Consider the following 12,519-nt stretch of genomic DNA (forward strand, 5'->3'; position numbering starts at 1 on the left):
CGAAAGGGCACAGGCGATCCTCGCTTCGCTGCGGCCACCTGTTCCTGGTCCAGGGGGCGACCCCCGAACCCCCGAAAGGGCACAGGCGATCCTCGCTTCGCTGCGGCCACCTGTACCCGGGCACCCCGCCAGAGCAGCCGGGGTGCCGTTGTTCGGTAGGCTGAGGGCACCGATTCCCTTCGTGCCGCCCCCACCCGGGGCCACCCACCTTCATGATCCACGGTTGGGAGAGTCCCTTTCATGCCTCCGCTCAGGTCTCGTACGGTCACCCACGGCCGGAACATGGCGGGAGCGCGCGCTCTGCTGCGCGCGACCGGCGTCGCCCGTGAGGACTTCGGCAAGCCGATCATCGCGATCGCCAACAGCTTCACCCAGTTCGTGCCCGGCCACGTGCACCTGCGCGAGGTCGCCCAGGTCGTGGCCGAGGCGGTCCGCGAGGCCGGCGGCATCCCGCGCGAGTTCAACACCATCGCGGTCGACGACGGCATCGCCATGGGCCACGCCGGCATGCTCTACTCGCTGCCCTCGCGCGAGCTGATCGCCGACGCGGTCGAGTACATGGTCGAGGCGCACTGCGCCGACGCGATGATCTGCCTGTCGAACTGCGACAAGATCACCCCGGGCATGCTGATCGCCGCGCTGCGGCTGAACATCCCGACGGTCTTCGTCTCCGGCGGCCCGATGGAGGCCGGCAAGGTCACCGTCGTCGACGGCACCGCCAAGACCGTCCGCAAGCTCGACCTCATCGACCCGATGATCGCCGCGGCCGACGAGTCCGTCTCCCAGGAGGAGCTGGACGAGCTCGAGGAGAACGCCTGCCCGACCTGCGGGTCGTGCTCGGGCATGTTCACCGCCAACTCGATGAACTGCCTCACCGAGGCGATCGGCCTGTCCCTGCCGGGCAACGGCACCACGCTGGCCACCCACGCCGCCCGCAAGGCCCTCTTCGAGCAGGCCGGGCGCACCGTCGTCGACATCACCCGGCGCTACTACGAGCAGGACGACGCCTCGGTCCTGCCGCTGTCGATCGCCACCCGCGACGCCTTCGAGAACGCGATGGCGCTGGACGTGGCCATGGGCGGCTCGACCAACACGATCCTGCACCTGCTGGCCGCGGCCCGCGAGGCGGGCGTCGACTTCGGCCTCAAGGAGATCGACGAGCTGTCCCGCCGGGTGCCCTGCGTCTGCAAGGTCGCGCCCGCCACCGCCAAGTACCACGTCGAGGACGTGCACCGGGCGGGCGGCATCCCCGCCCTGCTGGGCGAGCTGGACCGGGGCGGGCTGCTGCACCGGGACGTCCACACCATCCACGGCTCGTCCCTGGGCGAGTTCCTGGACGCCTGGGACCCGGCCTCGCCGACGGTCCGGGCCGACGCGCTGGAGCTCTACCACGCCGCGCCCGGCGGGGTGCGCACCACCGAGGCCTACAGCCAGGACACCCGCTGGGACTCCCTGGACCTGGACCGCGAGGAGGGCTGCATCCGCTCGGTCGAGCACGCCTACACCAAGGACGGCGGCCTGGCCGTCCTGTACGGCAACATCGCCCCCGAGGGCGCGATCGTGAAGACCGCGGGCGTCGAGGAGGAGCTGTGGACGTTCTCCGGACCGGCGGTGGTCTTCGAGTCCCAGGACGACGCGGTCGACGGCATCCTCGGCAAGAAGGTCAAGCCGGGTGACGTCGTGGTGATCCGCTACGAGGGCCCCAAGGGCGGCCCCGGCATGCAGGAGATGCTCTACCCCACGTCCTTCCTCAAGGGCCGGGGCCTGGGCAAGGCCTGCGCGCTGATCACCGACGGCCGGTTCTCCGGCGGCACCAGCGGCCTGTCCATCGGCCACGCTTCCCCTGAGGCCGCGGCCGGCGGCAAGATCGCCCTGGTGGAGGACGGCGACCGGATCGTCATCGACATCCCGCGCCGCGTGCTGGAGCTGGACGTGCCCGAGGAGGAGCTGGCCGCCCGCCGCGAGAGGCTGCTGGCCGACGGCGGCTACCGTCCGAAGGACCGCCACCGCCCGGTCAGCGCCGCGCTGCAGGCCTACGCCGCGATGGCCACGTCGGCCTCCACCGGCGCGGCCCGCGACATCTCCCAGCTCGGCGGCGACGGCCGCTGAGCCCGGAATCCGCGAGGTGAAGGCCCGTCCCTCAAGGGGCGGGCCTTCGGCCTGTCGAGCGCGTTCGCAGGGCCGGTCAGCCGCAGCAGCCCCCGCCGCAGCAGCCGCCTCCGCCGCCGCCGGAGGGGCGCTGGACCGGGGCGGCCGCACCGCCGGTCACCGCGACGGTGGACAGCAGCTTGACGGTGTCGTCGTGCCCCTCGGGGCAGGCCGCGGGGTCGCCCGAGGCCGACATCGGACGGGACAGCTCGAAGGTGGCTCCGCAGGAGCGGCAGCGGTAGTCATAGCGGGGCATGGGCGTAGTTTATGCGGCGGGTTCGCTGACATAGGCGGCCCACTGCGGATCGCCGTCGGAGCCGATCAGGCCGATCAGCCGCCAGTGGGCGCCGCGCGGGACGGCCGGGGGGATGTCCAGGGACCAGCCGAGCTCTTCCAGCAGCCGGTCGGCCTTGCGGTGGTTGCAGGGGGTGCAGGAGGCCACGCAGTTCTCCCAGGTGTGCTGGCCGCCCTTGCTGCGCGGGAGCACGTGGTCGATCGTCTCGGCCTTCTTGCCGCAGTAGACGCAGCGGTAGTTGTCGCGCCGCATGAGCGCGGCCCTGGTCAGCGGGATCCTGGTCCGGAACGGGATGCGGACGTACCGCCTCAGCCTGATCACCGAGGGCACCTGGAGGGAGGTGTTCGCGGACCGCAGGTGGGCGCCCGAGGAGTCGTGGTGCACGACCTCGGCCTTCTCCCGCAGTACAAGACATACCGCCCGTCTCAGGGACAGGGTCGTCAGTGGTTCATACGTGGCGTTCAGGAGAAGGACCTGGCGCATCAGCCCGCCTCCACCCGGAGGTGAGGGTCGGACGGCGCCCGCCTCGTTCGCCTTCGTCGTCGTTCGCGGTCCGCTCTTCCGCGGGTCCGGCCGCACAGAGAGTCACGCGGCCGGGCGCCTGGCTCGGCCGAATCCGATGCATCCGCCACGAGGACCTCCTCCGGGCAGGGCTACCAGATGGAGTCGACGACTCCACTCTGTCAACAGTGTGACCAATGAGAAGCGGTTCGCGCTACCCCTTTATGCCCCGTTCAAGAAGGTCACAGTCATGTCCGGAAGGAGAGGATCACCTTCGGACGGGCGGCCGGGAAGCAGATCATGCGCCTCTCCGCTGAGTAGGCTGACCTTCATGGACTACCCGGCAGCGCACCGTCAGGACATCGTCGAAGAGCTCCACGGACACGAGGTCTCCGACCCGTACCGCTGGCTGGAGGAGGCGCAGAGCGCCGAGACCAAGGAGTGGCTGCAGGCCCAGGACGAGCTGTTCCACGCCCATGTGGACGCCCTGCCGGGCCGCGAGCGGCTCCGGGCCAGGATCACCGAGCTGCTCGGCTCGGGCAGCATCTCGGCTCCCATCTGGCGGGGCGACCGGTACTTCTTCATGCGCCGCACCGCCGAGCAGGAGCTCTCCGTCCTGTACACCGTCGACCCCGACGGCACCGAGCGGGCGCTGATCGACCCGATCGCGCTGGACGCCTCGGGCACCACCACCCTGGACGCCTGGCAGCCCGACAAGGAGGGCCGCCTGCTGGCCTACCAGTTGTCGGTCGGCGGCGACGAGGAGTCCAAGCTGTCGGTCATGGACGTGGCCACCGGGGACACCGTCGAGGGCCCCATCGACCGCTGCCGCTACAGCAACATCGCCTGGCTGCCCGGCGGCGAGGCGTTCTACTACGTGCGCCGGCTGCCCGGGGACCAGGTGCCCGAGGGCGAGGACCAGTACCACCGCCGGGTCTACCTGCACCGCCTGGGCACCGACCCGGACCGCGACGACGTGCTCATCTTCGGCGACGGCATGGAGAAGACCAACTACTACGGGGTCTCCGTCAGCCGCGACGGCCGCTGGCTGACCATCTCGGCCTCCCGCGGCACCGCGCCCCGCAACGACCTCTGGTACTCCGACCTGTCCTCCAGCCCTCTGGAGAGCCCCGAGCTCAAGCCCGTCCAGCTCGACGTGGACGCCCAGACCGGAGTGCACTTCGGACGCGACGGGCGGGCCTACATCTTCACCGACCGGGACGCCCCGCGCGCCCGTCTGGCCGTCGCGGACCCGTCCGACCTGGCGTACGAGAACTGGACGGACCTGCTCCCCGAGGACGGCGAGGCGGTCCTCAGCGACTTCGCCATCCTCGACGACCTGGAGCGCCCGGTCCTGCTCGCGGGCTGGACCAGGCACGCCGTCAGCGAGATCAGCGTCCACGACCTGGCCACGGGAGAGCGGCTGGGCGAGGTCCCGCTGCCCGGCCTGGGCTCCATCGGCGGCCTGGTCGAACGGCCCGAGGGCGGCCACGAGGCGTGGTTCGGCTACACCGACAGCGTCACCCCGGGCGGGGTCCAGCACTACGACGCCCGCACCGGGGAGACGGACCTGTGGGCGGCGCCTCCCGGCAGCGTCGAGGTCCCGCCGGTGGAGGCCCGCCAGATCGCCTACACCTCCGCGGACGGCACGACCGTGCGGATGCTGGTGCTCGGCAGCCTGGAGGGCGGGCCGAAGCCGACCATCCTGTACGGCTACGGAGGCTTCAACGTCTCGCTGACCCCGGCCTACTCCGCGGGCATCCTCTCCTGGGTGGAGGCCGGCGGCGTCTACGCCATCGCCAACCTGCGCGGCGGGTCCGAGGAGGGCGAGGAGTGGCACCGCGCCGGGATGCTCGGCAACAAGCAGAACGTCTTCGACGACTTCCACGCCGCCGCCGAGCGGCTCATCGCCGACGGCTGGACGACCGCGGAGCAGCTGGCCGTGTCCGGCGGATCCAACGGCGGGCTGCTCGTCGGCGCGGCGCTCACCCAGCGGCCCGAGCTGTACGCGGCGGTCGTCTGCTCCGCCCCGCTCCTGGACATGGTCCGGTACGAGAAGTTCGGCCTGGGCCAGACGTGGAACGTGGAGTACGGCTCGGCCGAGGATCCCGAGCAGTTCGAGTGGCTGCTGGGCTACTCCCCCTACCACCACGTCAAGGAGGGCGTCGCCTACCCCGCGACGCTGTTCACGGTGTTCGAGAGCGACACCCGGGTCGACCCGCTGCACGCCCGCAAGATGTGCGCCGCGCTCCAGCACGCCGTCTCCGGGCTGCCGGAGGGCGGCCCGGTCCTGCTGCGCAACGAGGCCGAGGTGGGCCACGGCGCGCGTTCGCTGAGCCGCACCGTGGACCTCTCGGTCGACACCATGTCCTTCATGGCCCGCCACACCGGACTCGACCTCTGACGGTTCTCACGGCCGACCGACCGGCGCCGTTCCCCGAGGGGAGCGGCGCCGGAGGGGTCAGGAGGCCGGAACGTTCCTCACAGGAACTTCTCCCCGTAGATGTTCACGATCCCGTTGATCGTCCTACGGCTGGTCTCCTTCCAGCCGAACTTCTGGTAGAGCTGCAGCGCCGCCCCCTGGAACTCGGTGGTGTCGCCGACGAGCCTGCCGTAGCCGAGGCCGCTCGCCCGCTCCTCCAGCGCCGTGAGCATGGCGGCTCCGTAGCCGTGGCGCTGCAGCTCCGGACGGACCCGCAGCCGGACGAGCTCGCCCGTCCAGGAGTCCACCCGGCGCAGGCCGCCCATCGCGACGGGCTCGCCCTCACGGACACCGACGAGGAACTCCCCCGTGCCGTCCTGCAGGTAGAGCTCTTCCAGCCGGTGCAGATCGTGCTCGTAGTAGACGCCGTCGCCGGGCCGCAGCCCGATCCTGGCCAGGCCCTCACGGTGCAGGAACAGCACCTCGGCGTGGTCCTCCGGCAGGTAGCGGCGCACGAGCAGGTCGCCGAACCACCGGACGGGCATGACCTCGGCGCGCCGGACCCCCGCGTTGCCGACCGGTCCCGCCGCGCTCAAACCAGGTCCGCCGGGGACCCCGAGCCCTCGCCGGGCGTCAGCGGCCTCTGGACCGACGGGCCGGCCAGCGCCTCCCGCAGCTCCCTCAACTCGGGCAGGTCGCCGTGCTGCTGCTGGACGGCCGCCGCGAGCTGGCGGGCCCGATGCATGAGGATGTCGGAGCGGTGCTCGGGCTCGAGTTCCATGATGGCCTCGCGGGCCCGGGACGCCGCCTGGTCGGGCTCTCCCGCGTACATGGAGCACGCGGCCCGGTCGAGCTTGACGAGGGTGCGGTCGATGACCTCCGTCGGAGAATAGAGGGTCAGCGCGTACCGGAGCACTTCCTCCCCCTTCTGGTGGTCGCCGAGGTTGGTGTAGGTGTCCCCTTCGTAGAAGGACATCTGCCGGTCGGTGAAGCCGAACACCAGATCCGTGGTGTCGTTCTTGGAGAGCTGGTCGAACACCGCCCTCCCGCGCACGAGGGCGCGGCGTGCGGTCGGCGCCGCGTCGGAGCGGCCGCGCAGGGCGAGCTGGCCCAGCGCGCGCGCCTCCACGGCGGGAGCCATGGCCGCGGCGACGTTGGGGGTGCGGCCGGCCAGGTCCTGGGCCTTGCGGGCCAGGTGCAGCGCCTCCCGGGGGTCTCCGTAGTACAGCGGGAGGAGCGCCTCGCGCACGGTCACCCAGGAGCGCAGGCTTCGGTCGCCGGTCTCGTCCGCCGCCGTCCGCGCGGTGCGGAAGAACGAGCGGGCCAGCCGGTGGTCACCGAGATTGATCATGATCAGTCCGGAGATCCCGGACAGCTGCGCGGCTATCCGGCACAGCCTCTCCTGGAGCTCGATCGGCTGACGCTGTTCGCAAAGGCGCCGGACCTCACTGAAGTCCAGTAGAACGTCACAGAGCATCCTCAGGGACGGGGTCGACTGGTACGACTGCCCGTATCCGAGGATCGTCTCCTCCCACTGGTCGAGCATCGTGGGCGATACCGTCGCGTTCACGAGGGTGTCGTCCATCTTCCTGCGGAGCTGGTCCACAGCTCCGAGGAACTGGCCGTCGAGCGCCACGCCCGCCCCGGCCAGCAACTGCAGAAGTGTCCGGCGAAGCACGACGTCCTCCTCTCCTAGGTCTATCGAGCCGGAGGCCTCGGCGCGGTGAGGCCCCCCCTCGAGTTGCTGGTTGATCCAGCGGCGGTCGAGGACCGCGCCGATCAGGGTCTCCGACTCGTCCCGGATCGCCGACAGCTGCGTGCCGGCGCCGAAACGCTGTTCATGGCCCCGTCCGCAGACACAGGGGCCCTGGTAACCGAGATCGCCGGGCTCGACGCGATAGACCAGGCAGAGATAGTGCAGGTACTCCGGACCCGGGCGCTTGTAGCCGCTCTCGTAGGCGGACAGCAGGGTCTCCCCGATCTTCGGGGGCGGCTTGCCGTCCATCTCGTAGAGCGCCCGCATCTGTGCCACCACGTCCGAGAGCGCCACCCCGAGGGCCAGGCGGTGGGCTTTGATCCGGCTCGTGCTGAACAGAGGACCGCACTGTTCAGCGATCTCCGCCGCTATCTGAGTGGCGCTCAGACCGCGGGCCAAGCCCTGCGCGCGCATCCAGCGCGCCCGCTCTGCTTCTTTCTGGGGGGGTTCTGCCATCCGTGCCGGCTCCTCACCACTCGCCGGGTGTGTGCAACGTCACCACTCTGCACTCCCCCGAGCGTTGGCGACCGGTTTTCTCGGTCAGTTGCCATAATTGATACAGCACTCACAAGGTAACCCTGCGTATCGCGGCAGGCCAACCGTCTCCCAAGAATCCGGACCGCGCCGGGAGCAACAAGTCTCCCCGCAGCTCAGGATCCTGGAACCCGGGGGGAAGAACGTTCCACCGGGGTGGAGGAAACCCCTCCGACGGCAGAGATCACACCCTTGACCGCGCACCCCGGGCTTGCAATTCTCTGCTGGCAGCAGGCGATGACGAAAGTTTCGCAATCGACTCCGAGGGGGGTGCCGGGTGGTCGGCGAAGAGCGGGTCGCCTACCTCGAGGAACTGGTCCACGCACTGGACGCTCGCGGTCTGGTGGCACGAGTGGTGCACACCCGCTCAGGACCGGCCTTCCTCAGGGTCGTCAATCCCGATGCCGCGAGCCTGACCGAGAACGTCACCTGCGCTCCCGGCCCCGGCACCGCCGAGCACTACTTCTGGTGGAGCTGGGGCGAACGACTCCACAGGGTCGACGAACCGGACGCGGCCGCCCGAAAGGTGGCCCGCGTCCTGGAACCGAAGACCGTCTAGACCCGGGTGGGTTCCCCAGGGGCCGGCACCAGGCGCGGAGGCCGGTGCCCCGGGGAACCCGCCCGCACCACTCCGGGTGCGAGCGGCGCCCGCCACCGGCAGCCGCTCGCACCCTCCTTGGGCACGCATCCGAATCAGGCCGGAGGGGGCCGGATGCGTGCCGGTACCCTCCCCGGGACGACAGGTAGGCCTGCCGTCGCGACATGTACGACCCGATCGTGCCCGTCCCTTACGATCTGTTCCGTACCAAGTCGCACGATTTCGGCGGATGCCGCCGGCCGACCCGGGGAGGGTCCTTCTGTTCTCCATCGGCGAACCGATTCCCAAGGACATCTGTGACGCCAAGCCCAGCGTGGCGTGCCGAAGCGCTTGGAACCTCTCCCGAAGCGAGGATTTCACCCGCTTCTTCCACAACTGGCTCGACGGGCTGGTCACCGCGCTGATGTGGGCGGTCATGGCCTTCCTCCTGGCCATGGTCGTCCGGTACTACCTCCACCGGCTGATCACGCGGGTCACCAACCGGATCGCCCTGGGCACCGTGCCGGGCCGGACGCGGGCCAAGCCCCAGACCACCGCGGCCGCGCTGGTGAACGAGCGGCGCAGGCAGCGCATGGAGACGCTGAGCTCGGTGCTGCGCAGCATCGCCTCCGTGGTCATCTACGGTGTGGCGCTCTTCACCGTGCTGGGCGAGATCGGGCTGAACCTCACCCCCATCCTCACCGGCGCCACCGTGGTCGGCGCCGCGGTCGCCTTCGGCGCCCAGAACACGATCAAGGACCTGCTGGCCGGCCTGTTCATGCTGCTGGAGGACCAGTACGGGGTGGGCGACGTCGTCGACACCGGCTCGGCCAAGGGCACCGTCGAGGCGGTCTCGCTGCGCATCACCCGGCTGCGGGACGTCAACGGGGTGGTCTGGTACGTGCGCAACGGCGAGATCAACCGATTGGGCAACGAGTCCCAGAACTGGGGCCGCGCCCTCCTGGACGTGCCGATCGCCCCCGACCAGAACGTCGACGACATCCGGAAGCTGCTCCAGGAGACCGCGGACGCCCTCGTCGCCGACCCCGACTGGGAGGAGCTGATCCTGGAGGAGCCGTCCGTCTGGGGCGTCCAGGCGCTCACCAACGACGCGGTGGTCGTCCGGGTGACGATCAAGACGGCCCCGAACCAGCAGCACAAGGTCACCCGCGAGTTGAGGGCCCGGGTGAAGCGGGCGTTCGACGAAGCGGGCGTGAGTCTGGGCAGCCTGGCATAGGCTGGGGAACGATGAGCCAAAAGGTGACCTTCTATGAGGCCGTGGGCGGCGAGGAGACCTTCCGTCGTCTTGTCCACCGGTTCTACCAGGGCGTGGCGGGCGACCCCGTCCTGCGCCCCCTGTATCCCGAGGAGGACCTCGGGCCGGCCGAAGAACGCTTCCGCCTGTTCCTCATGCAGTACTGGGGAGGGCCGGGCACCTACAGCGAGCAGCGGGGCCACCCCCGGCTGCGGATGCGGCACGCGCCGTTCGAGATCGGAGAGCGCGAGCGGGACGCCTGGCTGCGCCACATGCGCGACGCGGTGGACGAACTGGACCTTCATCCGCAAGCCGCCGAGATGCTCTGGGACTACCTCTCCCGAGCCGCCTACAGTCTGGTGAACTCCGAGGCCTGAGCGGGTAGATCGTCCCTCATGACGACTACTACCCCCTGGTGGCGCGACGCCGTGGTCTACGAGGTCTACCCGCGCAGTTTCTCCGACGCCTCGGGCGACGGAGAGGGCGACCTCGAAGGGCTGCGCCGCCGCCTCCCCTACCTGTCCGAGCTGGGCGTCGACGCGCTGTGGCTGACGCCCTTCTACACCTCGCCGCTGGCCGACGGCGGCTACGACGTCGCCGACTACCGCGACGTCGACCCGCGCTTCGGCACCCTGGCCGACTTCGACGACCTCGTCGCCGACGCCCACCGGCTCGGCCTGCGGATCATCATCGACATCGTCCCCAACCACACCTCCTCGGCCCACCCCTGGTTCTCCGAGGCGGTGCGGACCGGAAGGGGCCGGGAGCGCTACCACTTCCGGGCCTGCGAGAACGTCCCGAACGACTGGCAGTCCAACTTCGGCGGCCCCGCCTGGAGCCGCACCCCCGACGGCCAGTGGTACCTGCACCTGTACACGCCCGACCAGCCCGACCTGAACTGGCACGACCCCCAGGTCCGCAGGGAGTTCGAGGACATCCTGCGGTTCTGGCTCGACCGCGACGTCGACGGGTTCCGCATCGACGTCGCCGCCGGGCTGTTCAAGCACCCGGACCTGCCCGACCTGGGCGCGCAGGGAACCCACTCGCCGGGCAGCCCCATGTACGGGCGGCCCGAGGTGCACGAGATCTACCGCGACTGGCGGGCCATCCTCGACTCCTACCCCGGCGAGCGCATGGCCGTCGGAGAGGTGTGGACGGAGTCGCCCGAGGCCCTCGCCATGTACGTCCGGCCGGACGAGCTGCACCAGGCCTTCCAGTTCCACCTGCTGCTGGCCCCCTGGTCGGCCCGGGCCTTCAAGGAGACCGTCCAGACCTGCCTGGACTCCCCCAGCGGCGAGGCGCCCACCTGGGTGCTGTCCAACCACGACGTGATCAGGCACCGCAGCCGGTACGGCATCGAGGAGCGGTCCCGCTCCGCACTGATGTTCATCCTCGCGCTGCCCGGCTCCGCCTACCTCTACCAGGGCGAGGAACTGGGCCTGCCGGAGGTCTTCGACCTCCCCGACGAGGCCCGCCAGGATCCGATCTTCTTCCAGGGCAAGGGCATGGGCCGGGACGGCTGCCGGGTGCCGCTGCCGTGGTCCGGGACGGAGCAGCCCTACGGCTTCACCACGGGCAAGCCCTGGCTGCCCCAGCCGGCCGACTGGGGGCCGCTGACCGTCGAGGCGCAGGCGGAGGACCCCTCCTCGATGCTCTCCTTCTATCGACGCGCTCTTGCCCTGCGGCGGACCCTCAAGGGAGGCCTGCCGCCTACCCTGGAATGGGAGGAGTGGCCCGACCCCGAGGTCCTGGCCTTCCGGCGGGGCGATCTCGTCTGCGCGGTCAACTTCGGGGAGGAGCCCGTCGAGTTCCAGGGAGAGGTCCTCCTGGCCAGCGGACCGGTGGCCGGAGGGCGCGTCGCGGGAGGTGGTGCGGTCTGGCTGAGATCATGACCGGTTGACGGAACCCGCTTCTCGACGAGGAGACGCGTGATGTTCATGCAGATCATCCAGGGGCACGCCACCGACACCGCCGCCCTGAAGGAGTCCTTCGAAAGGTGGCAGCGGGACCTGGCGCCCGAGGCGACCGGCTGGCTGGGAGGCACGGCCGGATTCACCGAGGACGGCACGTTCTTCGCCTCCGCCTGCTTCGAGTCGGTGGAGGCGGCCCGGCGCAACAGCGAGCGGCCCGAGCAGCACCAGTGGTGGATGGAGACCGCCAAGTACTTCAGCGGCGAGGTCTCCTTCCAGGACTGCGAGCAGGTGGAGGTCTTCCCCCGGGGGAAGACGGGCTTCTTCGGCGACGCCGGGTTCGTCCAGGTGATGCGGGGGCGGCTGCGGGACTTCGACAAGGTCTGCGCGCTCATGCACCGCATGGAGGACGGTATGCGTGAGTGGCGGCCGGACCTGCTGGGAGCCGTCCTGGCGATGCACCCCGGGGAGGACGCCTACACCCAGTTCACCTACTTCACCTCCGAACGGGAGGCCAGGGAGAACGAGGCCGCGGAGCCTACCGGGAGTCTCAAGGAGGTGACGGACGAGCTCATGAAGCTCGAGGTGGGCGAACCGGCCTACTTCGACCTGCGGGAGCACTGGGTGGAAGAGCCCTGAGCGGGCCGGCGGTCGGCCCCTCACCCACGGGGCCGGTCGTCACTTCACGTACCAGCAGTTCTTCTTGTACGAGTAGTGCCAGTGCTTGCCCTTGAGCCTGTAGGTCCGGGAGAGCACGAGCTTCTTCTTCTTGCCCTGGCGGGCCTGGATGCTGACCGTCCGCGGCTTGACCTTCGCGGACCTGACGTTGGCGAGCGCCTTCTCGGCGCGGTACAGGGCCAGCTTGAGAGTGCCGCCCTTGATCTCCACCCAGATCGCGTCCGGGTCCCCGCCCCACTCGCACCGTGCGACGCCCTTGCACGCCTTGGGCGCCTTGACGGGCACGCAGGTGACACCGGCGCTCGCCTGGGTCGCACCCCCCACCGCCATTCCGATGGCCATCAGGACAGTCAGCAACATACGGCGCAAAATGCCTCCTTCAGCGCGAGTGGAGGCCTACGCTACCCGTTTCGATCAAGACCGCCCAGGCCCGAAAGCGGGTT

At 70.2% G+C, this 12,519-nt stretch carries 12 protein-coding genes; 7 read left to right on the forward strand and 5 right to left on the reverse strand.

The genetic code is table 11. The annotated features are described in order from the left end of the window. Positions 1–240 precede the first annotated feature (240 nt). A complete protein-coding gene (ilvD, locus tag ABD327_RS35445; protein ID WP_344457667.1) occupies positions 241–2,109 on the forward strand; it encodes a dihydroxy-acid dehydratase in 1,869 nt (622 codons plus the stop codon). A 76-nt stretch (positions 2,110–2,185) separates the two neighbouring features. Here the strand turns inward: ilvD and ABD327_RS35450 are convergent, their stop codons facing one another. Together ABD327_RS35450 and ABD327_RS35455 are read right to left on the reverse strand one after the other, a co-directional pair. Further along, on the reverse strand, positions 2,186–2,404 hold the full coding sequence (locus tag ABD327_RS35450) for an FmdB family zinc ribbon protein (protein WP_344457669.1): 219 nt from the start codon (positions 2,402–2,404) through the stop codon (positions 2,186–2,188). 9 nt (positions 2,405–2,413) lie between these two features. Further along, positions 2,414–2,926 (reverse strand): HNH endonuclease, encoded by a 513-nt coding sequence (locus ABD327_RS35455; protein ID WP_344457671.1) that lies wholly within the window; start codon positions 2,924–2,926, stop codon positions 2,414–2,416. Positions 2,927–3,275: 349 nt separating this feature from the next. On the opposite strand from ABD327_RS35455, the gene ABD327_RS35460 reads away from it, so the two are divergent. After that, on the forward strand, positions 3,276–5,348 hold the full coding sequence (locus ABD327_RS35460) for a prolyl oligopeptidase family serine peptidase (protein WP_344457673.1): 2,073 nt from the start codon (positions 3,276–3,278) through the stop codon (positions 5,346–5,348). Positions 5,349–5,425: 77 nt separating this feature from the next. Here ABD327_RS35460 and ABD327_RS35465 read toward each other — a convergent pair whose 3' ends face one another. After that, positions 5,426–5,962, reverse strand: a complete 537-nt coding sequence (locus ABD327_RS35465; protein ID WP_344457676.1) for a GNAT family N-acetyltransferase — start codon at positions 5,960–5,962, stop codon at positions 5,426–5,428. Continuing rightward, on the reverse strand, positions 5,959–7,578 hold the full coding sequence (locus ABD327_RS35470) for an NsdA family TPR-like regulatory protein (protein WP_344457678.1): 1,620 nt from the start codon (positions 7,576–7,578) through the stop codon (positions 5,959–5,961). The genes ABD327_RS35465 and ABD327_RS35470 overlap by 4 nt, the downstream gene beginning before the upstream one ends. A gap of 355 nt (positions 7,579–7,933) precedes the next feature. Here ABD327_RS35470 and ABD327_RS35475 point away from each other — a divergent pair, with 355 nt between their 5' ends. The 5 genes from ABD327_RS35475 (at position 7,934) to ABD327_RS35495 (ending at position 12,037) form a co-directional block, all read left to right on the forward strand. Further along, the gene (locus tag ABD327_RS35475; RefSeq protein ID WP_344457681.1) at positions 7,934–8,215 is read left to right on the forward strand and encodes a hypothetical protein; all 282 of its coding nucleotides are present in this window, start codon (positions 7,934–7,936) and stop codon (positions 8,213–8,215) included. A 268-nt stretch (positions 8,216–8,483) separates the two neighbouring features. After that, positions 8,484–9,470, forward strand: a complete 987-nt coding sequence (locus tag ABD327_RS35480) for a mechanosensitive ion channel family protein (protein ID WP_344457684.1) — start codon at positions 8,484–8,486, stop codon at positions 9,468–9,470. Positions 9,471–9,481: 11 nt separating this feature from the next. Continuing rightward, positions 9,482–9,865, forward strand: coding sequence for a globin (locus tag ABD327_RS35485; RefSeq protein WP_344457686.1), 384 nt, complete (start codon positions 9,482–9,484; stop codon positions 9,863–9,865). Positions 9,866–9,883: 18 nt separating this feature from the next. After that, positions 9,884–11,380 (forward strand): glycoside hydrolase family 13 protein, encoded by a 1,497-nt coding sequence (locus ABD327_RS35490; protein WP_344457689.1) that lies wholly within the window; start codon positions 9,884–9,886, stop codon positions 11,378–11,380. Between the two features lie 39 nt (positions 11,381–11,419). Then, the gene (locus ABD327_RS35495) at positions 11,420–12,037 is read left to right on the forward strand and encodes a hypothetical protein (protein WP_344457691.1); all 618 of its coding nucleotides are present in this window, start codon (positions 11,420–11,422) and stop codon (positions 12,035–12,037) included. A 39-nt stretch (positions 12,038–12,076) separates the two neighbouring features. Here the strand turns inward: ABD327_RS35495 and ABD327_RS35500 are convergent, their stop codons facing one another. Continuing rightward, the gene (locus ABD327_RS35500; RefSeq protein WP_344457693.1) at positions 12,077–12,436 is read right to left on the reverse strand and encodes a hypothetical protein; all 360 of its coding nucleotides are present in this window, start codon (positions 12,434–12,436) and stop codon (positions 12,077–12,079) included. Between the last annotated feature and the right edge of the window lie 83 nt (positions 12,437–12,519).

The organism is Actinocorallia aurantiaca, assembly GCF_039533685.1.
GTDB classification, from domain to species: Bacteria; Actinomycetota; Actinomycetes; order Streptosporangiales; family Streptosporangiaceae; genus Actinocorallia; species Actinocorallia aurantiaca.

Excerpts from the sequence above, each read along its gene's own strand:
- ilvD (WP_344457667.1), top strand. The coding sequence starts at position 241 with ATGCCTCCGCTCAGGTCTCGTACGGTCACCCACGGCCGGAACATGGCG.
- ABD327_RS35450 (WP_344457669.1), bottom strand. The coding sequence starts at position 2,404 with ATGCCCCGCTATGACTACCGCTGCCGCTCCTGCGGAGCCACCTTCGAG.
- ABD327_RS35455 (WP_344457671.1), bottom strand. The coding sequence starts at position 2,926 with ATGCGCCAGGTCCTTCTCCTGAACGCCACGTATGAACCACTGACGACC.
- ABD327_RS35460 (WP_344457673.1), top strand. The coding sequence starts at position 3,276 with ATGGACTACCCGGCAGCGCACCGTCAGGACATCGTCGAAGAGCTCCAC.
- ABD327_RS35470 (WP_344457678.1), bottom strand. The coding sequence starts at position 7,578 with ATGGCAGAACCCCCCCAGAAAGAAGCAGAGCGGGCGCGCTGGATGCGC.
- ABD327_RS35480 (WP_344457684.1), top strand. The coding sequence starts at position 8,484 with ATGCCGCCGGCCGACCCGGGGAGGGTCCTTCTGTTCTCCATCGGCGAA.
- ABD327_RS35485 (WP_344457686.1), top strand. The coding sequence starts at position 9,482 with ATGAGCCAAAAGGTGACCTTCTATGAGGCCGTGGGCGGCGAGGAGACC.
- ABD327_RS35490 (WP_344457689.1), top strand. The coding sequence starts at position 9,884 with ATGACGACTACTACCCCCTGGTGGCGCGACGCCGTGGTCTACGAGGTC.
- ABD327_RS35495 (WP_344457691.1), top strand. The coding sequence starts at position 11,420 with ATGTTCATGCAGATCATCCAGGGGCACGCCACCGACACCGCCGCCCTG.
- ABD327_RS35500 (WP_344457693.1), bottom strand. The coding sequence starts at position 12,436 with ATGTTGCTGACTGTCCTGATGGCCATCGGAATGGCGGTGGGGGGTGCG.